17 protein-coding genes are annotated in these 25670 nt (G+C 41.3%); 7 read left to right on the top strand and 10 right to left on the bottom strand.

The genetic code is table 11. The features are described from left to right. Positions 1-154 precede the first annotated feature (154 nt). The gene (locus tag ETF27_RS07215; RefSeq protein WP_130828638.1) at positions 155-985 is read left to right on the top strand and encodes an EFR1 family ferrodoxin; all 831 of its coding nucleotides are present in this window, start codon (positions 155-157) and stop codon (positions 983-985) included. Between the two features lie 15 nt (positions 986-1000). Next, complete coding sequence (locus ETF27_RS07220; RefSeq protein ID WP_147785634.1) at positions 1001-2767, top strand: M6 family metalloprotease domain-containing protein; 1767 nt, start codon at positions 1001-1003, stop codon at positions 2765-2767. 127 nt (positions 2768-2894) lie between these two features. Here ETF27_RS07220 and ETF27_RS07225 read toward each other — a convergent pair whose 3' ends face one another. Both ETF27_RS07225 and ETF27_RS07230 read right to left on the bottom strand, forming a co-directional pair. Then, positions 2895-3566: a YggS family pyridoxal phosphate-dependent enzyme gene (locus tag ETF27_RS07225; protein ID WP_147785635.1), complete on the bottom strand. Its 672-nt coding sequence runs from the start codon at positions 3564-3566 to the stop codon at positions 2895-2897. Positions 3567-3604: 38 nt separating this feature from the next. Continuing rightward, a complete protein-coding gene (locus tag ETF27_RS07230; RefSeq protein WP_130828635.1) occupies positions 3605-4087 on the bottom strand; it encodes a DUF4494 domain-containing protein in 483 nt (160 codons plus the stop codon). Between the two features lie 206 nt (positions 4088-4293). On the opposite strand from ETF27_RS07230, the gene ETF27_RS07235 reads away from it, so the two are divergent. Then, positions 4294-5541: an ABC transporter permease gene (locus ETF27_RS07235; RefSeq protein WP_130828634.1), complete on the top strand. Its 1248-nt coding sequence runs from the start codon at positions 4294-4296 to the stop codon at positions 5539-5541. Positions 5542-6150: 609 nt separating this feature from the next. Here the strand turns inward: ETF27_RS07235 and ETF27_RS07240 are convergent. From ETF27_RS07240 to ETF27_RS07250, 3 genes are all read right to left on the bottom strand, one after another. Continuing rightward, positions 6151-6852 (bottom strand): hypothetical protein, encoded by a 702-nt coding sequence (locus ETF27_RS07240; protein WP_130828633.1) that lies wholly within the window; start codon positions 6850-6852, stop codon positions 6151-6153. Positions 6853-7079: 227 nt separating this feature from the next. Continuing rightward, positions 7080-10640 (bottom strand): pyruvate:ferredoxin (flavodoxin) oxidoreductase, encoded by a 3561-nt coding sequence (nifJ, locus tag ETF27_RS07245; RefSeq protein WP_130828632.1) that lies wholly within the window; start codon positions 10638-10640, stop codon positions 7080-7082. An 82-nt stretch (positions 10641-10722) separates the two neighbouring features. After that, the gene (locus tag ETF27_RS07250) at positions 10723-11907 is read right to left on the bottom strand and encodes an ATP-binding protein (protein ID WP_130828631.1); all 1185 of its coding nucleotides are present in this window, start codon (positions 11905-11907) and stop codon (positions 10723-10725) included. A gap of 143 nt (positions 11908-12050) precedes the next feature. Here ETF27_RS07250 and ETF27_RS07255 point away from each other — a divergent pair, with 143 nt between their 5' ends. Continuing rightward, a complete protein-coding gene (locus tag ETF27_RS07255) occupies positions 12051-13112 on the top strand; it encodes a hypothetical protein (protein ID WP_130828630.1) in 1062 nt (353 codons plus the stop codon). A gap of 246 nt (positions 13113-13358) precedes the next feature. Here ETF27_RS07255 and ETF27_RS07260 read toward each other — a convergent pair whose 3' ends face one another. From ETF27_RS07260 to ETF27_RS07280, 5 genes are all read right to left on the bottom strand, one after another. Continuing rightward, positions 13359-14471 (bottom strand): porin, encoded by a 1113-nt coding sequence (locus tag ETF27_RS07260; RefSeq protein ID WP_130828629.1) that lies wholly within the window; start codon positions 14469-14471, stop codon positions 13359-13361. Positions 14472-15017: 546 nt separating this feature from the next. Further along, positions 15018-17165 carry a peptidylprolyl isomerase gene (locus ETF27_RS07265; protein WP_130828628.1) on the bottom strand — a complete coding sequence of 716 codons (2148 nt, stop codon included), beginning with the start codon at positions 17163-17165 and terminating at the stop codon, positions 15018-15020. Between the two features lie 99 nt (positions 17166-17264). Then, positions 17265-18524 carry a hemolysin family protein gene (locus ETF27_RS07270; protein WP_130828627.1) on the bottom strand — a complete coding sequence of 420 codons (1260 nt, stop codon included), beginning with the start codon at positions 18522-18524 and terminating at the stop codon, positions 17265-17267. 7 nt (positions 18525-18531) lie between these two features. Next, on the bottom strand, positions 18532-19164 hold the full coding sequence (gene lptC, locus ETF27_RS07275; protein WP_130828626.1) for an LPS export ABC transporter periplasmic protein LptC: 633 nt from the start codon (positions 19162-19164) through the stop codon (positions 18532-18534). 66 nt (positions 19165-19230) lie between these two features. Next, positions 19231-20538 (bottom strand): hypothetical protein, encoded by a 1308-nt coding sequence (locus ETF27_RS07280; protein WP_147785636.1) that lies wholly within the window; start codon positions 20536-20538, stop codon positions 19231-19233. A 138-nt stretch (positions 20539-20676) separates the two neighbouring features. Between ETF27_RS07280 and ETF27_RS07285 the strand changes: the two genes are divergently transcribed. The 3 genes from ETF27_RS07285 (at position 20677) to secA (ending at position 25658) form a co-directional block, all read left to right on the top strand. Then, a complete protein-coding gene (locus tag ETF27_RS07285) occupies positions 20677-21870 on the top strand; it encodes an Lnb N-terminal periplasmic domain-containing protein (protein ID WP_130828624.1) in 1194 nt (397 codons plus the stop codon). Then, the gene (locus ETF27_RS07290) at positions 21863-22216 is read left to right on the top strand and encodes a hypothetical protein (RefSeq protein ID WP_130828623.1); all 354 of its coding nucleotides are present in this window, start codon (positions 21863-21865) and stop codon (positions 22214-22216) included. The genes ETF27_RS07285 and ETF27_RS07290 overlap by 8 nt, the downstream gene beginning before the upstream one ends. An 85-nt stretch (positions 22217-22301) precedes the next feature. Continuing rightward, positions 22302-25658: a preprotein translocase subunit SecA gene (gene secA / locus ETF27_RS07295; RefSeq protein ID WP_147785637.1), complete on the top strand. Its 3357-nt coding sequence runs from the start codon at positions 22302-22304 to the stop codon at positions 25656-25658. Positions 25659-25670: the final 12 nt, after the last annotated feature.

Raw genomic sequence — 25670 nt, forward strand, 5'->3', positions numbered from 1 at the left:
TAGAGGAAAGTTAAGAAAAAAATCTCTTGCCAAACATCTGAAATTCATTCTTTTCATAGACTCACAGCCGGAATAATATCGAATATCAGATAAAGTCAGCAAAAAGCACCTTATAATATTTACATCTCTCATAGTAATTCCGTATCTTTGCAAAATGATATTCTATTTCTCCGGAACAGGAAACAGTCGCTGGGTAGCCAAAGAAGTGAGCACACAAATCGGCGAACGGCTTATTAACATTCAAGACGCTATCAAAGAGGATTGCGGATTCTCCCTTGAAAAGGAAGAAAGGTTAGGCTTTGTGTTTCCCATTCATGGTTGGAGAATTCCAAATATCGTAACTGCTTTCTTGGATAAGCTGAAGCTAACATCCACCGTTTGTGATGAATGTTATTCTTTCTGTATCGTAACTGCCGGTGATACCATAGGAAGGACAATGGAAAGATTTGAAAAGAAATTCTTAAAGATCAATACCAACCGCAAACTAAGCCTACATGCGGTCGCCTCGTTTATCATGCCGGAGAGTTATGTGGGACTACCCGGAATGGATGTTGATACGAAAGAAAAAGAGAAAAACAAGATAACACTTGCCCAACATGAGCTGAAACGCTTTATAGAGACAATAAGCGAAAGACGATCGAAAACAAACGAAAAGTCTTTGGGGTGGAACGAATTGCACAGAGGACCCTTTCCCGATTTCTTCTCCGGTATTATAGGAGCGTTCTTCCAAAAGGTTCTCATTACCGACAAGCCCTTCAGGGTAGTTGATGAGAGGTGTGTCAAGTGCGGAATATGCGCAAACGTGTGCCCGGTGAACAATATCGTGGGAGAGCTTGGCATGAAACCAACTTGGAAACACAACAAGAAATGCCTGACATGCTTCGCTTGTTATCACCACTGCCCGCACCATGCCATTGAATTTGGACATCAAACAAAAAACAAAGGTCAATATTTCTTTGGAAGAAGAAAATTACACAGCAATTAATCAACATTTGGAAATATGAAAAAAGCTATCATCTTAATTTGCCTTATCTTATCCACCATAGGAGTAAAAGCAAGCAAAGCCATTTCCACACCATTTCAAGTGCGCCAACCCGATGGAACTATTCTAACATTGATGCTACATGGGGATGAGCACTTTAGTTGGATAACGACTCCGGACAATGCTCTTGTGATAGAGACTCACAAAGGTTATTACATCGCAAAAATAAACGATTACGGAGAATTAATGGCAACAAACCAGCTCGCACACAATGCTTCAAACAGAACCGATTTGGAAAAGCGATTAATACAATTGCAAAACAGAAGCAGCTTTTTCAACACAGCGGAAAAAGCGATGAGAACAAGGAGAGCCATGGAAATAGGAACAACTACACCACCCTATTTCCCACATACCGGAAATCCGAAAGTTTTAACAATATTAGTTGAATTTTCCGACTCGACTTTCTACATGTCCAATCCCAAAAAGAATTTCAATCAATACTTAAACTGTGAAGGGAAGCCGGAGAAGTTTGACGCTTTCGACAATCGAAACTTCGGAAGCGTAAGACAATACTTTAAGGACATGAGTGGTGGGAAGTTTACACCTCAATTCGATGTGATAGGTCCCATCCGCCTTTCCAAGCCTTTAAGCTATTATGGTGCAGATGGCAAAGGTGGCAATCCCAAAGATTTGAATATCAGAGAATTGATAAAGGAAGCATGCTCGGCTGTTGATGACAGTGTAAACTTCAAAGATTACGACAATAACAATGATGGAATCGCCGATTTGGTCTATGTTATCTATGCGGGCTACTCACAATCGGTTGGTAATCTTTCAACGGATATATGGCCAAAGTCATCGTGGTTGAGCGAAGACTTTAAGCTTGATGGTGTTTCCATTAAAAGGTTCGGCGTCAGCAATGAATTGAATTACACCAGACGTCTGAAAGATAAAAATGGTAAAAAGATAAAAGTTATTAATGGAATAGGTCTTTTCTGCCATGAGTTCTCCCACACCATGGGCTTGCCTGACTTTTATCCATATAATCAAGCAGCTCAAATAGACAATCAGACAATGGAGTTTTGGGATTTAATGGACGGAGGAGAATACACAGATGCGGGTTATACTCCCACCCCTTATACTCCTTGGGAGAAGGAAGTCATGGGTTGGAAGAATATAGAAACACTTGCAAATGACACTGCAAAAATAACTCTCAAGGCAGACGAAGCTCTGAAAATAACAAGCGATGACGCAAGAGAATATATTGTCTTGCACAATATTGCCAACCAAGGGTGGCACAAAGCTCTCTATAAGTCCATCGGTCACGGAATGCTTGTATATAGGATCAATTACGAAAGGGGAAAAGTCAATATGTTCGACCATGTAAACGACACTCCCGGAAAACCGGGCATGACAATAGTGCCTGCCGATGGCTTGCTGATTACTTCCTATCACAAAGAAATCGCCCATAAAGATTACGTGGCACATCATGCCGGCGACCCATTCCCGGGAACTTCGGATGTTCACTCAATAGAGAATATAAAATTGAATCACAGTACTCTCAATAAACCGATTTACAACATAAAGGAAACCAACGATGCCATTACTTTCGAGTATCTGAAGGACCTCACAGCAGCCGGTATAGAGAAAAACGAGTCCGCCCAGACTGCGAAGCTAAAGAAAGACATGAAGATATATAACCTCAATGGTAAGTTCATGGGTATCAATCGGAATGAACTGCTACACGGTGTCTATATACAAAACAACGAAAAGTTCGTAAAATAAGGGTAATCATAACCAATCCCCATACACCACCTAAAGGATATGGGGATTGTTTTTTGTGCAAATCTTACAGATCGGAAACTTCTCCATTATTCATCATAACGAAAGCCGAAAAAGCACACCACGTTTCTTAATACACTCTCGGACCGAAGATTGCCGTACCAACTCTCACCATAGTGGAACGACACTCTATGGCGATGGGATAGTCATTGCTCATTCCCCAAGACCGCTCCTTAAATTCAGGGTCATCGGCAAAAAATGTTTGCTTAACCTCATCAAAAAATTCCGCTGCCCGCAGCATTTCTCGTCTTATCTGTTCCCTATCATCGGTATTGGAAGCCATCATCATTAAGCCGGAGATGTGCACATTAGTAAATTGCCTCCATTCATCACCTTGCAAAAGGCTGCGGCAAGCATCCAAACTAAACCCATACTTCGTTTCCTCCTCAGCTATGTGCAGCTCCAACAAAACATTGATGATGCGATTGTTCTTTAGAGCTTGCTTATTGATTTCCTTGAGAAGCTTGAAAGAGTCCACTGCCTCTATCATCGATATGAAAGGAGCAATATATTTCACTTTGTTAGTCTGCAAATGACCAATGAAATGCCACTCTATATCCCTTGGGAGCTGTTCTACTTTTCTTGATAATTCCTGCTCATGACTTTCACCAAAAACTCTCTGACCTTCGTTATAAGCTGCCTCAATATACTCTTTTGGATGAAACTTGCTGACAGCCACTAACTTCACTCCTTCAGGTAATTCAGCTGAAACCTTCCGTAAATTCGATGCAACATCAAACATAAACTCTATGCCTCCTTATCCTTTTTTTTTGAATTGATTTATTCGTATTCCGGTTTTTCTTTCTCAGAAGCCGATACATTCTTATGTTCAAACACATCCATTATCTTTGTTTCCGTAACGGCAACTATATCGTAATCAATCATTGTCTTGTTCATTACTTCATCCACATGTTTTACGGCACCATTAACGGAATGTGCCTGAACAAGATAAGTTATGGTTGAACGCTTTTCTTTCTCAGTTTTCTCATCAATGGTAATAAAAGATAGTCTTGTCTTAAACCATTTATCATCAGTGTCGATATCACTAAAGAAAATTTCCCCATAACTTGCTGGGGAGATAGCTTTCACCTCAAACTCACCACTAATATAATGCGACATTTCTTTCGTAATGGTACTTTCGGCTTCCGAAAAGCTCAAGGCATCCACGGTATAAGCTTCAAGCACTTTTTTATTCTGACCGTCTTCCATAATCTTATCGTAACGAACTTTGGTTTCAAACCAAGAACTTGTCTTACTTCTCATACTTCAACTTTTTTAATTTTATCCACCATCGTAATTTCTTGCGAAATATAAATAATCATTATGCAAATGTAATAAAAAAGTATGGGTTTAGCGTTGTTTTTTGCATATAAAATAAAAAAAAACTCTATCTTTGCATCATCAGATAAGAAAGGGTGCTCATCGCGAAAAGAGCGATTGACGCGAACTCATCGAAATAATAAGATATTATGAATTTTCCCTTATTCATCGCAGGAAAGATTTATCGAAATGAAGACAAGGCACGAAAGGTGTCCAAACCAGCCATCCGCATCGCTACGATTGGTGTAGCGGTAGGACTTGCCGTAATGATTGTGTCGGTAAGTGTGGTCTTGGGCTTTAAACACACCATTAGAAATAAAGTCATCGGATTCGGAAGCCATATCACTGTTGCAGATTTCATGTCGTTGCAAAGCTCGGAGAACTACCCTATCGCAGTCAGCGACAGCTTAATGGGTGCTTTAGAAAAAGTAAACGGCGTGAAACATACGCAACGATTTGCCTACTGTCAAGGGATATTGAAAACCGATGACGACTTCCTCGGTGTAACGCTAAAGGGAGTTGGACCGGAATTCGACTCAACATTCATCCATGAAAACATGGTGGCGGGCAGTATTCCGACCTTTTCCGACAAGAACAGTCAGCAGAAAATACTCATTTCAAAAAATATTGCCAACAAACTAAGCGTGAAAGTCGGAGATAAAATCTTCGCCTACTTCGTAAACGAACAAGGGGTAAGAATGCGAAAGTTCGCTATCTGTGGCATCTACGAAACCAACTTGAAACAATTTGATTCGCAAATTTGTTTGACCGATTTATATACCACCAACAAATTAAATGGCTGGGAACCGGATCAGTGCTCCGGTGTTGAACTGCAAATAAAAGATTTCAACCAACTTGAGCAAACGTCAATAAACGTACTGAGCCAAGTAAAGAACAAGGTGGATAAATATGGCAGCACCTATTCTTCAGAAACGGTAATAGAACAAAACCCACAAATCTTTTCATGGCTGGACTTAATGGACTTGAATGTCTGGATTATCTTGGGTTTGATGGTGGCAGTGGCAGGAGTTACCATGATTTCCGGACTACTGATCATCATCTTGGAACGAACACAAATGATAGGCATCATGAAAGCCATCGGAGCAAACAACCGCCAAATAAGGCACGTCTTTTTATGGTTTGCTACTTTCGTTATCGGGAAAGGACTGCTAATTGGCAACCTTTTGGGCATCGGATTGATACTTTTTCAAGAACACACCAAGTTCTTAAGACTCAACCCCCAAACATATTATGTCGATACGGTTCCAACCGAAATAAACACGATTCTGATTATCGGATTGAATATTGTTACCCTATTAATATGTGTTTTTGTACTCATTGCGCCAAGCTATTTAATCAGTCATATTCATCCCGCCAAATCCATGCGATACGAATAAGCCGAATAACAAAGCGCAATACTTTTTTTATACTTCAAGAATTATTTTAGAGGCATACAATATCAGCGAGAAGACACAATCTAAATCCGGGAAACAGGAGGCAAACCACAAGGAAAAACATTTACATCTCCAACCTTTTCATCCTACCACATAAAGCACTGATATTCAAAAAGATAGATTTCAGTTGTCAAAAGCTTAGCTTTCACATCGCAAAACCTTAGCTTTTGCATCGCAAAAGGTAAGCTTTTGCATCGCGAAAGCTTACCAATTAATCCGCTATAGTAATTCGTTTTTACAAAAGTAGATAATAGATTTCATTTGGCAAACTTCATTTTTGCATGCAAGCGCACGAGCATGGGACAAGAAACCGCTTTAAAAAGTTGGAAATCTCATTTGTTTTTGTTGCTTTATGGCTGAATATCAAAAGTTCTAAAACAAAAATAAACGATGATTACCAAAAGTTTTTCACAATGCTCAGGGAAACTCCCGAAACATTCTATGTTATTCACAAGTTCTCATGGATGAGTAAATAAAAAACAGGAGGAAAACACACCTGATTTACAGCATCGCGTTTACCTCCTAAATTCCCATTAAATCAAAAACCGATAATTACAACCCCAAGCCTTTCACGGCCTTTCCGGCTTCATCGATAGCTTTATGAGCCTTTTTTTCTGCCTTGTTAGTTGCATCATTTACCTTTTTCGATGTTTCGGCTCTTGCGTCTTTTACCTTCTGTTCCGCTTTCTCTTGAGCCTTAGCGGAAACATTTTCTATATTTTTCTTCACAGCCTCGACATTTTCCTCTCCTTTTTGTGCGGCGTTGTCAAGTGCCTTGGTTCCAGCATCCTTCAGACCATCGGCAGTATTTGTCAAGTCCTTCAGCAAAACATCAGGATTAGCAGAGGTTACAGTTTCTATCGCCCCATTAAGCGACTTGGATAGTGCTGAATTGCCTGCATTCGCTACAATGTTCTTAATGCTTTCCGAATTGGACTTTACCCATGATTGAAGCATTGACAAATATTCTTTTGCTTTTTCCGGATTGTTCTTTGCCATTTCAACTGCCTTGGCTTTCGCGCCCCGGATAGCAGAAATGATTCCATTTGCATCCTTAGTGTTCAGCTTCTCTGTAAGATTCTTAACCAATGCTTTGGCATCTTCGGGAACTTCAGACGCTAAGGCATTGACGGAGTCGGCTACTGAAAGTTCTGTAGAATCGGTCTCTGCATTCGCTGACGGATTGGATTTGTTACCACAACCGGCAAATGTCACTGATGCAACAACAATTGCCAAAATAAATACCTTCTTCATAATTTTGAGTATATAGTTGATTACATGTCAAAGGTAAAGAAAAAAAACATGTTAGAGACATACTTAGCAAGTTTTAACTTAATTCGATACGCAAAATTCTACAAGAAAAAAATTGAGCATTGATACAGAACAATGAAAAAACAAGAAAGTAACAAACTAAAAAGGGGAACTTCCCAATGGAAATTCCCCTAATTTTCAGTATTGATACGCAACAATACTGTCGCGAATTATTTGCTCCAATCCTCCTGAGTCTTACGAACATAGCTCTTATAACGGATTTTTGCCATTTCCTCAGCGGCATTGAAGAGTTCTTGAGCTTCGTCAGGATATGCCTTCTTAACAGAGAGATAACGCACTTCACCCATCAAGAAGTCTTGGAACTTGCTCCAATCCGGTTCTTTGGAATCGAGAGTGAATGGGTTCTTGCCCTCGTCAGCCAATTGTGGGTTATAACGCCACAGATGCCAGTAGCCACTTTCAACGGCACGAGCCTCCTCTGCCTGACTCTTGCCCATACCTCCCTTAGCCTTCAAGCCATGGTTGATACAAGGAGAGTAAGCGATGACAAGAGATGGTCCGGGATATGCCTCGGCTTCGCGGATAGCCTTCAGAGTCTGAGCTTGGTCAGCACCCATGGCAATCTGAGCCACATATACATAACCGTATGTCGTAGCCATCAAACCAAGATCCTTCTTGCGGATACGCTTACCTTGTGCGGCAAACTGTGCAATAGCACCGAGTGGAGTTGATTTAGAACTCTGACCACCTGTGTTAGAATAAACTTCGGTATCGAGAACCAAAATGTTTACGTCTTCACCAGAAGCAATTACATGGTCGAGACCACCGTAACCAATATCATAAGAAGCGCCATCGCCACCGATAATCCACTGTGAACGTTTCACGAGATAATGATCCAACGTCTTCAGCTCAGCGCAGATGGGGCAACCAGCTTCAGCACCTTTGGCAATCAATGGTTTCAATACTGCGCTTGATGCTTTTGAACCATTAGCATCATCCTTGGTGCTAATCCATTCGTTTGCAGCCTCCTTGAAGTCAGCCGGTGTATCTTCTTTCGCGATTACTTCGTTCAAGAGAAGCGTAATGCGATTACGCATCTTCTTATTACCAAGTGCCATACCTAAGCCAAATTCGCAGAAATCCTCGAACAAAGAGTTGTCGAATGCCGGTCCCTGACCTTGCTCATTGGTAGTGTAAGGAGTAGAAGGCAGAGATGCGGAATAGATGGAAGAACATCCTGTTGCATTGGATATCATCTGGCGATCGCCAAAGAGCTGAGAAACCAATTTTACGTAAGGTGTCTCACCACAACCTGCACAAGCACCTGAGAACTCGAATAACGGTTTAGCGAACTGAGAGTTCTTGACATTGCTCTGAACATCTACGAGGTGTTGTTTCGACTTCACGTTCTTTGTGAGATAGTTCCAGTTTGCTATCATCTTTTCATCGCGAGTAAACGGAACCATCTTCAATGCTTTACCCTGCTTATTGCCGGGGCATACATCAGCACAGTTACCACAACCAACACAATCGAGCACGCTTACCTGAATGCGGAAGTGCATACCTGCCATCGGCTTTGGAACTTTCATATCCAAGGTCTTATCGTCGAAACCTTTCAGCTCTTCATCATCGAGAACAAACGGACGAATGGCAGCATGAGGACATACATAAGCACACTTGTTGCACTGGATACAATTCTCAAGTGTCCATTCAGGATGGAACGCTTCCACGCCACGCTTTTCGTATGCTGCGGAACCATTATGCATTGTTCCATCAACCATATCATATCTGATAAAGTCGGAAACCTTCAACAAATCTCCGGCCTGTGCATTAATAGGACGAACAATTTCCTTGATGTATGCCGGCGCGTCATCTGTAGTATCTTCAGCATCATCGGGAAGATTGACCCAAGATGGATCAACGGTGAGTTCATTGTATTCGCCACCACGATCAACAGCAGCATAGTTCTTTTCAACGACATCTTGACCTTTCTTACCATAAGACTTAACAATGAATGCCTTCATCTGCTCAACAGCAAGGTCGATTGGGATAACTTCGGTGATGCGGAAGAAAGCACTCTGAAGAATGGTGTTGGTGCGATTGCCAAGTCCAATCTCTTGTGCGATCTTCGTTGCATTGATATAGTAAACGGTAATGTTGTTCTGTGCAAAATAGCGTTTGATTCTGTTAGGAATGAAATTAACAAGCTCCTCACCATCAAAGATTGTATTCAGGAGGAAAGTGCCATTCTTCTGCAGACCACGAATAACGTCATACATTCTCAAGTAAGCCTGTACATGACAAGCCACAAAGTTAGGAGTGTTTACCTGATAAGTGGAATGGATGTGCGAATCGCCAAAACGAAGATGAGAACAAGTGAAGCCACCCGATTTCTTAGAATCGTAAGAGAAGTATGCTTGGCAATACTTATTAGTGTTGTCGCCAATAATCTTAACCGAGTTCTTGTTGGCACCTACGGTTCCATCCGCACCAAGACCATAGAACTTAGCCTCAAAAATACCTTCGCCACCCATAGGAACCTCTTCAATCATAGGAAGAGAGGTGAAAGTTACATCATCAACAATACCCACTGTAAAGTGATTCTTTGGTTCTGGCAATTCAAGATTGTTGAATACGGAAATAATATGCCCCGGAGTAGTGTCTGAAGAACCAAGACCATAACGTCCACCAACAATCAATGGCTTGTTTTCAACATCATAGAAAGCGCTCTTAACATCAAGATACAAAGGCTCACCCTCTGCACCCGGTTCTTTCGTACGGTCGAGAACTGCAATACGTTTTACCGTCTTTGGAACTGCAGCCAGCAAATGCTTAACGGAGAACGGACGATAAAGATGTACGGAAATCATACCAATCTTCTTGCCCTGCTTCATCTGGAAGTCAATCGCCTCACGAGCAGCCTCAGTTGCGGAACCCATTAAAATAATGATGTTTTCTGCATCTTTAGCACCATAGTAGGAGAAGAGATGATACTCACGACCGGTGATATCCTTTATCTTTGCCAAATAATCCTCAACAATTTCCGGAATCTGATCGTAATATTGGTTACATGCTTCACGATGAGTAAAGAATGTTTCTGGGTTTTCCGCCGTACCACGTGTTACCGGACGTTCTGGGGAAAGCGCGCGATCGCGGAATCGTTTGATGTCTTCCGGGTCGATGAGTTTAGCGAGTGCCTCCTGATCTATTTCCTCTATCTTTTGGTATTCGTGAGATGTACGGAATCCATCGAAGAAGTTAACGAAAGGAATGCTGGTCTTCAAAGTTGCGAGATGAGGAACAGCTGTCAAGTCCATTACCTCCTGAACGGAACCAGAGCAGAACATAGCGAACCCAGTCTGGCGACAAGCCATAACGTCTGAATGATCGCCAAATATACAAAGGGCGTGAGTTGCTACAGTACGCGCTGAAACATCAAACACACAAGGAAGCATCTCACCGGCAATTTTATACATATTGGGTATCATCAACAGCAATCCTTGAGAGGCTGTAAACGTAGTGGTGAGTGCACCTGCCTGAAGCGAACCGTGGACAGCTCCGGCAGCACCACCTTCAGACTGCATTTCTTGAACAGTTACAGTTTGCCCAAATAGGTTCTTACGACCTTTGGCAGCCCATGTATCAACATGCTCAGCCATTGGCGATGACGGTGTGATAGGATAAATAGCCGCTACTTCTGAGAACATATAGCTCACGTGAGCAGCTGCTTCATTACCATCACATGTGATAAACTTTTTTTCTTTAGCCATTTTGTAATTTATTAAATGAATTTTATAATGTTTTTGGTCTTTTCATGTAGGCCTAAATTCTCTCTTTTCAATTTTATTCCTCTTAGTATAAGAATCCCAAAAGCCACAATGGGATTTTATTATCTTTTCCAACTTCAGTATTATAGCGGGCATATATTGTGTCTGAATTGAGACGTATCCTTGCATTGTCCACATTGCAAACCTTGAATTTTTGTGTCCGGTCTATAAGATAGCTTCCCGACTTATTCCCCATATTTACAAGATGTTCTTTAGAGAGTACATTTACGAAAAATGTTTCCATCACATCTTGTTGTTCCACCTGTATGGGGTAGATGGCATAGATTAGATTTGTGTTGTTCATCATTACTTTAGCGGGCTTCTTTGGAAACTCTTGCCCGATGGGATAAATGATGTTGATAAGTCTTGCGTCTGCCAAATATTTTATATAATTCATCACAGTGGCACGACTTGTGTTGATTTCCTTGGCCAAATTACTGATATTGGGTGCTTTCGGACCTTCCAATGCGAGTAAATAGAAGAGTTTCTTGATTTTTGTAAGATACTTCAGTTCTATTTGCTTAATAAGCAAGATATCTACTTCAGTCATCATATTCATGGTCTTCAATAGATTCTCCGAGAAGTTTCTATTTTCAAGAAAGAAAGGATAAAAGCCATGATGTATGTAATCCTGGAAATATTTTAGGGGGCGAACTTTGGGTAATATTTCCTTAACGATATGCTCGTGGTTTTGAAGTATCTCCTCAAGGCTGTATGGCTTGAAGTTATTTCCGGTCTGCAAGTTCAAAAATTCACGGAAAGAAAAGCCACTAAGGTTATAGCTTTTTACTATCCCATTCAGTTCCGGATTTTCTTCTTTCAAGCGCATGACGCTTGAGCCGGTAAAGATAATTTTCAATTTCGGATAGTTGTCGAAGCATTTTCTTAGTTCACTACTCCAATGCTGTTGTTTGAAAACTTGATCTATCAGCAATACTCTCCCACCTTGATTGTAGAAATCACCGGCAAAATCGGCAACTCCTCGACCTTGGAAATAGAAATTATTCATATTGATGTAGAGGCACTGACGATCCCTACTCGCAAAATTCTCCTTGGCATACTGAAGCAAAAAAGTAGTCTTCCCTACCCCTCGAGTTCCTTTAATTCCAATCAGGCGATCATCCCAATTTATCTCATCCATTAGAACTCGATGAACCGGAGCATAATTATGCTCAACAAGATAGGCGTGAGTACGGAAGAATGCATCCATCTGCTTATGATTTATTACAATTGCAAAGATAATACTTATTTCGTTAATTTGCAAACTCTATATAGCAAAAAACAATTTTTAATTTTTATTTTGAGTTATGTCCACTTTACTTTACCTTTGCAAGCCGAAAGAAACGAATACTGATGAAACTCTATATTTTCAATCCTGAACATGATTTGGCATTGGCGCAAGCTAACAAATACTTCACGGCTCCAAAGGCTGCCATGAAACTTCGTTCCGATTTGGCTTACATTCCTGCCCTTTGGGCTGATGACAATTCCCTCATATTGGTTGAAAACATTGAGGAAGCCATAAAACAACCATTGGTACAAAGCAGAAATGTGATATTCACTGATGGGATGGGCTTGCGATATTATCTTAACAAGATTACCGAAATCGTCCCATGGGGTTGGGATATATGCGTGAAATATCGATTATGGAGTTTGGGCATTCCCGACCATTTACTTCCAGACAATTCGCAATTATCTATCTATAAGGAGCTTAGCAACCGCAAAACCTCCATATGGCTGTTTGAGAATTTACGCAAAAACATCAATCATGCAGAGTTTGTAGGAAACCCCAGATATGTTACTTCGTTGGCGGAGATAAAACAATTGGCTTCACAATACAAGCGAGCGGTGTTGAAAGCTCCATGGAGCAGCAGTGGAAGAGGCGTAAGATTTATAGACTCACAGATTGACACGCCTCGATTGAATTGGGTCAAGAACGTAATTTCATGTCAGGGAGGAATTGTCATAGAGCCTCGTTATGAGAAAATACAAGATTTTGCCATGGAGTTTCTTATTGACAGTAAAGGTGCTAATTTCCTTGGGCTATCATTGTTTTCCACGACCAATGGCTCCTACGTGGGCAATGTTTTGACTTCGGAGGAAGAAAAGCAAAAGATACTATCAAATTATGTCCCTTTGCCATTGCTGGATAACCTAAAAGAGCAGCTTACCATCACGCTTGCTGAATGGTTTTCCAATAAATATAACGGACCATTGGGAGTTGATATGATGATCGTGAAAAAACAATCTTCGGGAGACATTGAACAAATCTACGCAATACATCCCATGGTAGAGATAAACCTTAGATACACCATGGGGTATGCTGCGCTCGCGTTTTCAAAAATAAAAGGCAATATGCACAAAACCATGCAGATTGCCTTTTCTGATAATCACTATTATTTGAAAATCACATAACCGGGATGAAAGCTACCGAGAATAAGCCCATAACACAAATCCCACGATGACAAGAGCGAAAGCGCTTACTACCGCTAAAGTTATTCTGAACAATAATCTCCGTTTTTGCTTGGCAGACATGTATCTCTTCGAATCAAAGCTGCTGTATTGATCATAGTGTTTCCGTTTATGTTTAGAATTTTCTGTTCTTACCATTTTTATATAGGGTTGTTTATAGAAACATTGTCAAACAAGATTAAGTCGTCGTTAAAATCTGAAGCTCAACTGACAATCAATTATTGAATAGTTAGGGTCGGCAAGAGCGCGGTTGTGAACATAAGCGTATTCACTCGTCAAAACAAGATTCTTGTTGAAATGATAGTTCAAGCCAAACTCATACAGCGTTTTTTGCTTTTCTGCCCCATCAGATGGCTGGTACATATCGTAACGTGCTTTCACATGAAGCTTATTCTTTATGATCGGAGCTATCACCAATGCGTAAACAGCCTGTGCCTTATCGCCGTTGTTGCTTAGTGTGCAGTCCGAAGCATTGGCATCATTGGTGTTTTGAAGTGTTTTAGCGAATGCTGCTCCCGTAGAATGGATATACTCAGAACGGAAAGTCCAATCATCTTTGGCATATTCTGCAGAAAACGCATATCGTCTCTGTTGCAGTTTGCGAATACCGGTTTGTTCTCCGCTTGCGTCTATCCAAGAGCCTTTGCGAGCGTATGAACCAGTCCATCCAAACCAACCTAAACGCATTCCGGCAATCGGCATTACCCAGACACCTCCGATGACATTCTTCTGCTGATCAACATCTTTCATATTTATCCCCTGACCATTGAACACACCGACCTGATAATGAACGAGATTTCTGCCTTCTGAGTTTTTCAAGAAGTCGCCTTGGAACTGCAAACCAATATCTCTTCCATTCGATGCGTGCTGCCCCGAACGATCGCTGAAACCAGCCAGTTTCAATGTACCTTGTGAATAGGACATGAAGCCTTGCTCTATGGGGTGCATTGGGTTCTCAAAGGTAAAGGGATTCTTAAATTGACCCACTTTCACGCGAAAACATGGATATTTCTGCCATTCCGCAAAGAGATCAACCACTCGTGGAGAAGAGCCCAAGGTAGAGGTGTTGCCATTAAACTGAATTTGTGCTTTCCAATACCAATCATGCAGGATGCGACCATCAAGGGCGACACGCGCCATCCTAAGGTTGAACGAATTAGATTTGGCGTTATCCTGGCTGCTGAACTGATACTGGGCCATGCCATAACCGGATAATTTCACGTTGTTAATCCATTTTACCGATTGTGCCTGAACGTTGAGCATTCCTAAGGTCATGGCAGCAATCACGAAATATTTCCTCATAAGTGTTTATTAATAAATGTGTGAAATTTGAAAATTGATTTTGCAAAGTTACAATATTTTTTCACAAAAAGACAACAATGAGTTAATTTTTGTTCCAAATATATTAACTGACATGGGTAAACGAATGGAAAAGCAAGAGAATGAGTAAAACAACGAACAACTGATTTGGCACTTTTACAACAATTTTCAACAAAAACTGTCGAACCATTAAAAAATTACCACTTAGTGGTAAAGCCATTACCAATCAGTGGTAATTGGATTACCGGTCAATGGTAACCAGATTACCAACCAATGGTAATTTCATCATTTATGTTCCATCGAAGTGAGTAGTCGTTATCTCTTCCGGAAATCGCTTGTTAATTTTTGCTATTGTTTTCTGCTTTGTTTGTCATAATAAAGTTGTAAGTTCTAACTCTCTCAACCCTCCCTCTCGCTCCGTACCGAGCAACTTGTCATGCGTGCTAAGTCTCAAATAAAAAGCAAAAAAGAGTGTACCGATCTTTTAGCCGATACACCCTTCATTATTATGGATTTTGTTCTTATTTTTTAGAAGAAGATATAACGATTATCAACAACCTTGGCCTGCAAAATCAAATCTTGCATAAAATTACCTACATATTGCATATTCTGTTGTACACATTGCTGCATTTGCTGCAATTCGTTATATTTAGAACCGGGACGCATTGCCTTCTTGACAACTTGGAAAACGTAAACTCCTGCATTTCCCTTAACGGGAGACTTGCTGAACTTTCCTGCAGGTGTGGCTGCCACTGCTCCGGATACAGCCGGTTCGGCGGCTCCCGTGGCAGAGATGAACGCCGGCGCCGCGAATGTTACCTGATGTACCATACTAACCTGTGCGCCTTTCGCTTGTGCCGCTGCGATACTGTTCACACCTTTCAACTTCGCCATAAGCAATTCTGCTTTTTTATCTTTCAAGACCTCTCGCCTGAGAATTTCTTTCACCTCGGCATCATTCCAGTCGCGGTAACCTTGCGCATGAACATTTGTCAAGGCAACCACCATGAAGTGGTCGTTATCGCCGCATTCATACAAAGGCGATATGTCGCCGGTCTTAGCTTCAAATATCCATTTCAAGGCTTCGCGCGTAGAGCGTATGCCAACGACATTATGTTCTGATGTAGAGATATTCTTTTGCTCTTGAACCATATAGCCATATTTGGGCGCATTTTTCTCCATCTCGGCAAGAGTCGTGCTCTTCGCTACGAACTCTGAGAATTTATTAAACGCTGTGCTACGTGTATCTTTGGAGAAATCTATCACTTTCTTAATAACAGCTGCCACGGTCTTTGTCTTCATAGCACGTTTATCCAAGACCTGAAGAATGATGTTACCTTGCGACAAGGCTACATTTTGAATATCATTCACGTTTCCATTCATGATGGCATTGATTACCTCCCGATTCTCATTGCTCATTGTCGGAGCATTTTCATATTGCTGCCCTGTGAACCACACTTTTTCACCCTCTTGTCCATATTTTTTAGCTATGACTTCAAAATCAGCACCCGCAGCCAATGCTTTTTGAATGGAATCGGCCTTTGTCTTGGCAAGTTCCGGTGTTGCAGCTGCAATTTGAATTTGGCGGAACTGGACGGAATCGGGCAATTGTGATTTGCTCAACACCTTAATAATATTAAGTGTGTTGTCTTGCTTATTTTCCGTTACTCCCGTTGTTCCCACGCTCAATGAGTCAATCTTGGAAGCAATGTCGGGATACGCACGATAAGCATCGCTGCTTACCGGCAAACCAAGATAAGGTATCTCGCTACCACTCTTACTGATAACCTGTGTGGGGTCGGAAGCGACTGCCAACTGCTTTTGCAGATTGTTCATTTCCTTGATAATCGAGTTGCGGTCGGAAGCACTTGCCTTAATTTGGAAATCAACATATTTAATATCACGTGTTTCCACTGTCTGACGGAATGCCGGTTTCAACTCCTCATATTTCGCTTTTAAGTCTTCATCGGTAATCTTAACTTCCGCATCTTTTACGGAGTTGTATGCGAAAGAAGCCAACTGAACTTCAGCCTCTTCGTTTTGTTCATTGAATGCCATCTTGGCTTCAGCTTTATTAGAGAGTACACAGCTTGCCACCAATGCTTGATATTTCTGTCCTAACAATTGTGCTCTCAGATTCTTCTCAACAAACATCCAATAGTTATAAACCAACTGCATTTGCTCGGCTTGCTGTGGATTGGCATTTTTCGATTTGTTATACTCATCCAGGAATTGTTTCAATGCATTCACGTCAAAACGACCTGTCTGCTGATTCAAGAATGGAGTTTGTGCCAACATCGGGTTCGTCCCCTCATTTAACACAGCTTGCAACTCATCTTCCGTTACGGTGAGTCCCACTTTCTCGGCATCAGCCTGTAACACCTTATTACTAATCAACTGCTGCCAAACTTGGTCTTTCACCTGATTCAACTCATCCTCCGACAAGTTATCGCGTTGCATGGTAAATTTGATGGCATCTTGATACTCATCAACCATTTTCTGAAAGTCCTGTACGCTGACTTTCTCACCTAAGATTTCGCCAATTTGTTGTCTGGCTTCTCCTTTAATTCCGTTACAAGAACGGAAAGCTTCTTCAGCAATAAATGCAAAAAGACCCAAACCGATAATAACAATCAGTGTGATTCCTCTGCGTCTGATTTTTCCTAATGCTGCCATATTTATTTTATATTTTAATTTTTTATGCTATCGTTTGGCAAATTGCCTACAAAAATACAAAGAAAAAGAGAATTAAAGTAATTTTTACCCGGAAAAATGTTAAACATGAACTTTTAGCTTCACTAATTCTATCTTAGTCATGGTACTCTTAATGATCTTAAATTCCAAATTGCCTATCTGTATTACTTCATTTAACTTTGGAAAACTTCGATAACTGTGAAGTATCAGTCCGCCTAAAGTCATATAATCATCGCTTTCGGGTAATTGAAGATTGAACATATCGTTTATCTTGTCTATTTCCAATCGGGCAGAGAGAAGATACTCGTTTTCGCCCATTTGCTTGGCAATATACTTAGAGCTGTCATGTTCGTCTTCTATTTCTCCGAATATTTCCTCCACTATATCTTCCAAAGATACAATTCCGCTGGTTCCCCCAAACTCATCCACGACAACGCCCAAACTTTTCTTTTGTTGTAGGAAAATTTGCATGAGCTTCTGAGCTGTCATGGTTTCTGGAACAAATGGCATCTGCCGGATATGGGTTTTCCAATCTTTGGGATTCTTGAACATCTCGGAAGAATGGATGTAGCCTTCTATATGATCGATGTCGTCTTTATAGACAATTATCTTGGAATTTCCACTTTCTATGAACATTTGTCTCAAATCATTTGTGCTACACGACTCTTCCACCGCATTGATCTCCGTTCTGGGAACCATGCAATCCCTGACTTTCGTATCCGTAAATTCCAACGCGTTTTGGAAAATCTTAACTTCTTCTTCGATTTCATTATCCGCATTCGCATTCTCAATAGAACTTTGTACCAAATAGTCCAAATCCACCTTGGTGAAAGTTCCATCATTTTTCACTTCTATCATGTTCACTCCAATGGAACGAAGCATGATGCGAGAAAGGAATGTGGAAAACCGACTTATCGGCCACAACAAAATAAAAAAGAAATAAGCAAGGGGGGCAAAGAAAGTGAGCAGTTTGTTGGGGTTGCTCTTGAAAAAAGTTTTGGGTAAGAACTCACCGGTAAAAACCACGATGATGGTTGAGAAAACAGTACACAGAAAAACTTGTGTGGCAGAATCGAATGAGGAGAATAGAGTCTTATTAAAAAGGTCGGCAAAAAGAATTCCATACAACACAAGAACGATATTGTTTCCCACCAACATGGTTGAGACAAATCCATTGGGATTGTGAAAGAAGACCTGAATACATCTTTGTGCCAATCCTTTCTTTTCTTTATCCATCTCCGCAAGCATTCTATTGCTCGACACAAACGCTATTTCCATTCCGGAGAAGAACGCAGACAGTACCAACGATATGATTATACCTACTATCAAACTTATATTCAACTTTTATTTATCGTTTTAATATGGAACCTCTCAAATCTTTTTGGGCAAGGGTATCTAAAGTCAATTGCGATTGATCAGACAAGGGAGATTGACCAGCAGTGGGCATAAATTCGTTTTTCTTTAGAATACTCCATCCTCTGGTCTGCCGAATCTCATAATTCATCATTTGCTCATCACTGGTAAACCAATTACCCTCAAGTTCTTTGTCCGGTGCTTTCAAATAAGAATAAGAATAAGACCATATCTTATGGTTCTGCTCATCCCACGACAATTCGTTGCTATAGAAATGAACGCCCTGCGCGGTTAATATCCTCACTCGTCCATTCAACTTCCAAATCCGATCCTTATCATAATAAACAGCAGTGTCGCACTGAATAAACCCAATAACGTGCTTCTTCAGGTCGAACTGGGTAAGAAGTAATCCCTTGTTGAAAGTCCAACGAGAAGGATTCTTATTCTCGTTTACTTCCCATTCCTCTGCCACAATCCTGTATTTGATTACTCCGGAGTCGGAAACAAGCGTATTTACACCATAAGTCGTCATCACAGCAACGGAATCTTGTTCACGAATAGCTGGTGCTGTATGCTCATGTTTCTCTGAACAAGATGCCATTGCCAACATTAAAGCAAAAGCTATCATTATAAAAGTGTTCTGAAAATGAGCAATCCACATTTTTACTGTTGATATACCTTGCGCCAACTATGTTTAATTCACCTTGAATTTAGCAAACCATCGCTCGTTGAAAGTAAGTCCGATATTGATGCGAAACATATTCTCTTTTACGAGTCCTTTAGCAGTTTGGTTCACCCATTCTCCACTGATGTTCAGAATACTTCGATTGTTGTATCCGTTCATGATGGGAATACCTAAACCTAAACTCGCAGACAATTCGCGAGGTCCATTCTCACCATTAATCTTCAAATACGGAGTGGTGTAACTAACGCCTGCCCTGTAATGAATTCTGCTAAAAATACTTCTATAACGTTCTCCTTTACAATATTCACCACCAAAAGTGAACTTATGCCTATCCTTGAACAATCCGGAAACTTTGGAATAAGACGTAACATTGTCTGAGACCTTCAACTGTGGCATTTCAATTTCTTTCCATTTTTGCAATTGATAATCAAAGCCCAATTTTAGGGTGTTGTTGTAATTATACAAGAGTCCCGCGCCAATAGTGTGAGGAATTTGCAACGCGTCGTTAACAAAGAAGTGTGTCGTATCAGCAACAGAGGTTTGTGAGTTCGTGTTAATAATATCACAATTTGCATCGGCATTAAGTTTATGCCCTAAGGAGTAAGCAACGCCAAGTGTAATCGCGTTTCTTACTGATAATTTCTTTGTATATTGCAACCCGAAATCAACTTTATAATTTCTTACCTCAGCAGAATATATCTTGGACAAAGTATTGACATAATTATCACTATAACTATTTATAATCCTGCGATCCAATGTCCCCCACAGATAAGAGGCATTGACACCGATTGACAACCCCTTAAGAGGTTCCCAACCTAATCCGAGATAAACCTGTCGTAATCCACCATTGCCAGAGAAAGTATTGGTATAAGTGGCATCGGGTGATGAGGGATGTATTCCATCATTGATATTCCCGGTAAAACTATAGTTATATCCTATATTTGAATAAGGCATCAAACCGAAACTAACACCTAAATGCTTGAATGCTCGAAAGCCGGCTACTACATACTCTAAATTGCCGTTCTTGGCATTTTTCTTTTGACCATTTTCCTCAAAATTAGTCAGTTGCAAACTTACGCCTGCATCAAAAATAAATGAGAGTGAGTCTAACGCCGAGTAAGAAGCAGGGTTCTGATAGTTAATCTGATTGTGTTCATGGAAGCCATACGCCAATCCATTCATGCCACGATTAAAGCCAGTGGACTGTGGCGCCAGTGTACCCAAACCAAATTTGCTATAGGGTGAGTTGGTTCCGCTCTGTGCCCACCCGGTCATAACAAATGCCAGCAAAAGAGAAGCGGCAATTATCTTTTTCATCCGATTTTTATTATCAAAGTATAAACGGCGCAAAGTTATTAAAAAAAAATGATATCAAGGAAAAACTATATGGTATTTTGTTTTTTTATAAGCTTTCTTTGCTGTATCATTCTTTTTAAGTACCTTTGCGACGCATAAATGAAGAGACTATTTATATATATGGTGACAGGATGCTTGCTTTCGGTTTTCCAACTAAATACCGAAGCGCAAGTTCTTACTTATTCCGACTCTGTGGAAATATCCCTGCTCACCTGTTCACCCGGCAAAGAGATATGGGCGCAATACGGTCATACCGCCATCAGATACAACGACTTAAAGAACAATAATGACTTAGCGGTCAATTATGGATTGTTCTCTCAAGATCAACCTTATTTCATCCTTCGATTTACTTTCGGGCTCACCGATTACAGAGTAGGAATAGAGCCTATGGAAGATTTTCTTGCATTACACGCTTATCAGGGGCATGGAGTTATAGAACAAGTCTTAAACCTAACGAAAGATGAGAAGTTTAATATTTACAAAGCCCTTGAAGAAAATCTCAGACCGGAAAATGTTGTCTATCGTTACAATTTTTTTTATGATAACTGCACTACAAGAGCCGGACAGATATTGTTGAGCAACATTCACGGAACAATTCAAACAAAAGAAGTTTCTACCCAAAACAATAATACGTTTAGGGAATGCATACATGAATGGAATAAGAGTTTTGTATGGTCGCAATTTGGTGAAGATTTACTCTTGGGAGTAAAAGCAGATATACCTTTTAAGAATAAAGAAAAAGAGGATAACTTCTTACCAGACAATTTAAGAAAATCGTTTGATGTCACAATGGTTAATGGCAGACCATTGGTAAAAACCACACGACGACTTCTCCAAGAACCGGCAAATATCAATAATAAGGAGTTTCCCCTTTCGCCATTGCAAATATCTATCATCTTTGCTATTATTGCTACAATAATTCTTGGCATACAATGGAAGAAAAAGCGTATGTATCTATGGTGGGATTTGATTCTAATGACGGTTTCCGGGATCATCGGACTGCTACTCTTCGCAATGATATTCTCAGATCATCCTTGTGTGAACTTAAATCTCATTATTTTCATTTTCAATCCACTATGCTTGATTTTCCTCGTTCCGGTTGTTCGGAATGTAAAACCAGGCGAGAAGCATTGGTGGTGGATTGTTTGGAGTATATCGATTTGTATAGGACTTTTGGGAACTTACTTTCAGAGAATTCCTCTACCGGTAATCATTGTGGCATTATTCTTGCTTATGAATGGCATTATGCATGGAATAATCTTCACCTCAAACAAGAAAATCGACAATGAATAAATACATTACCGCACTACTTGTGGCATTGACCGCAACTGGCGTTGAGGCACAGACCTATCGTTCTGCCATTGAAGTGGCATTGGGTAATTGTACACTTGAAGAATTATACAATAAGGCGGAGTTTCAAGACATAAAGACAGAGATTTTATCCGTAATCGAAGCTTACAAAAACATTGAAGACGAAAAGTGGAAAGAGTCTCCAACCTGTCTATTCACAATCTTCAACAAAGAGAAATTCGATAAAGATTTTCACTTTACCCCATTGAACTACGACAACAAATTTTATACACTCCACCCGTCTATTTGTTCATCCGTTATCATACGTGCACCGGGAAGAACAAAATGAAACAAACACGGTTTCATCCGTTGTTACATTCACAAACATTTGAAATATAAAGAATCCATAAACTTATTATTCTTAAAACGAAAAAATGAATTTTAATAAAATACTGAAATCACTCTTTGGCGACAAATCCACCCGAGACATGAAACATATCCAGCCTTTCGTGGAGAAAATAAAGGCAGCATATCCGGAAATCAAAGCTCTCAGCAATGACGAGCTGCGTGCCAAGACAAAAGAAATACAAGATTTTGTACAAAGTGCCGCAAAGGAACAAAGAGAAGAAATAGCCAAGTTGCGTGAGACGATTGAAGCAACTCCCATTGACGAGCGTGAAGCGATATTCGACAAAATAGACAAACTCGACAAAGTGGCACTCGACAAGTACGAGGAGGCGTTGAACGAAGTAATGCCCGTTGCTTTTTCCATCATCAAAGACACCGCACGAAGATTTGCCGAGAACGAAGAAACTATTGTTACCGCAACAGATTTCGATCGCGAATTGGCGGCAAACCCCAACAAGGACTTCATCACCATAGATGGAGACAAAGCCATCTATCATAATCATTGGACCGCGGGAGGCAACGACCTAAAATGGGAGATGATACATTATGACGTACAGCTTTTTGGAGGTGTGGTTCTGCATCAAGGCAAAATTGCCGAAATGGCAACAGGTGAAGGAAAGACACTTGTGGCCACGCTACCGGTATTCCTCAATGCCCTGACCGGGAACGGCGTACATGTGGTAACAGTGAACGACTATTTGGCAAAACGCGACTCGGAATGGATGGGTCCACTTTATGAATTTAACGGATTGTCTGTGGACTGTATCGATAAACATCAACCCAATTCTGAAGCGCGTCGCAAAGCTTATCAAGCTGACATCACTTTTGGCACCAACAACGAGTTTGGCTTTGATTATCTTCGCGACAACATGGCAGTATCGCCCGCCGATCTTGTACAACGCCAACACAATTATGCCATTGTCGATGAGGTGGACTCTGTCCTAATAGACGATGCCCGCACACCACTTATCATCAGTGGACCTGTGCCAAAGGGCGATGACCAGATGTTTGAAGAGTATCAGCCATTGGTGGAAAGACTCTTTGAAGTTCAACGCAAACAAGCAACGGAGCTTCTATCCGAGGCACGCCACAAGATTGTTGAAGCATCACAACTTACCGATGACAAAGCACGCCAAGCCATGCTCGAAGAAGGTTTCTTGGCACTCTATCGCTCGCACAAAGCACTTCCTAAAAACAAAGCCTTGATAAAATTCCTCTCGGAAGAAGGTATCAAATCAGGTATGTTGAAGACAGAGGAGTTCTATATGGCAAACAACAACCGTGAAATGCCAAAGGCAGTGGAACCACTCTACTTTGTTACGGATGAGAAACTTAATTCTTGCGACCTCACCGACAAGGGAGCCGCTTGGCTCGCTAAGCAGGTTCAAGACGAAAAACTTTTTGTCCTGCCCGACATCACCACCGATTTGTCATTGCTCGAGAAAGAAAAAGATGACAAGAAAATAGACGAACAAGAATACATCGACAAGAAAGATGCCATGATGACAAATTATGGTATCCAAAGCGAAAGAGTTCACACGTTGCAACAATTGCTCAAAGCCTACACCATGTTCAACAAGGACGATGAATATGTGGTACTTGACGGTGAAGTGAAAATCGTTGATGAACAAACCGGTCGTATCATGGAGGGACGACGATGGAGCGATGGTTTACATCAAGCCGTAGAGGCAAAAGAGCATGTGAAAGTGGAAGCGGCTACCCAAACATTTGCCACGATCACTCTGCAAAACTATTTCAGGATGTATCATAAATTAGCCGGCATGACCGGTACCGCTTCAACTGAGGCGGGAGAATTTTGGGACATCTACAAATTGGATGTTGTGGAAATTCCCACCAATCGCCCCGTTCAGCGACACGACATGGAAGATCGCGTCTATAAGACAGCTCGCGAGAAATATTCAGCTGTCATAGAAGAGATTGAAGCAATGCGCAACAGCGGGCGTCCCTGTTTGGTTGGTACAACTTCCGTAGAGATAAGTGAATTGCTGAGCAAGATGCTGACCATGCGAAAGATACCTCACCAAGTGCTCAATGCCAAACAACACTTGAAAGAGGCGCAAATCGTAGCAGAAGCCGGTCGTTCCGTCAATGGATTAGGTGCGGTAACCATTGCTACGAACATGGCTGGTCGCGGTACCGATATCAAACTGACACAGGAAGTAAAAGACGCCGGTGGTTTGGCTATCATTGGTACAGAGCGACATGAGAGTCGTCGTGTCGATCGCCAGCTGCGTGGTCGTGCCGGTCGTCAGGGAGACCCGGGTTCATCCGTTTTCTACGTTTCGCTGGAAGACAAACTAATGCGTCTTTTCGGTTCGGAACGTATTGCGAAAGTGATGGACAGATTGGGATTTGAAGAAGGCGAGCGCATAGAGAGTTCCATGATATCAAGTAGCATTGAACGTGCCCAGAAAAAAGTGGAAGAAAACAACTTCGGTATCAGAAAACGCCTACTCGAATATGATGACGTTATGAACAAGCAGCGTACCGTCATTTATGAAAAACGACGCCACGCGTTAATGGGTGAGCGCATAGGCATGGATATTTCCAACGTGATTTGGGATCGCTGTCTTAACATTGTTGAGACGAACGACTACGAAGGTTGTCAAGAGGAGTTTCTCAAAGTCCTTGCCATGGAATGTCCATTCAGTGAAGACGAGTTCAATACCATTGCTCACGCAGAACTTGCCGAACGGAGTTTCCAAGCTGCCATTGGCAATTTTGAGCGCAAGACAGAACGCATCCAAACTGTGGCATGGCCCATCATTAAGCAGGTTTACGAAGATCAAGGTGCCATCTATGAGCGCATCATGGTGCCTATAACCGATGGAAAGCGCGTTTATAATATTCCTTGCGACCTGAAAGAAGCCTACGAGACGGAGGCGAAGTCGGTTGTCCGCCAATTTGAAAAGGTTATTTTACTCCATTTAATCGACGATGACTGGAAAGAGAACCTACGTCAGCTTGACGAGCTTCGTCACTCTGTGCAGAACGCGTCGTACGAGCAGAAAGACCCCTTGCTGATATTTAAGTTAGAGAGTGTAAAACTCTGGGACAACATGATAAACGACCTCAACAATCGCACCGGCAGCGTACTGATGCGAGGTCAAATTCCGGAGATGCAACCCGAACAACAAATACAGGAAGCTGCGCCGGAAGAGAGATCACAACGCTATACGGAACAAAAAGATGACTTGATTGACAGAAACCAACAGGCAGCCGCCCACCACGACACTCGCGAGGGTGCCAGACAACCCAACCGAGTTCCTTATCGGGCTGAGAAGATGCCTCGTCCGAACGATCCATGTCCCTGCGGTAGCGGAAAGAAATTTAAGAATTGCCACGGAAGAAACATAAGATAAAAATCTTAGAAC

It is taken from the genome of Prevotella brunnea, from assembly GCF_008016795.1.
Classification (GTDB): Bacteria; Bacteroidota; Bacteroidia; order Bacteroidales; family Bacteroidaceae; genus Prevotella; species Prevotella brunnea.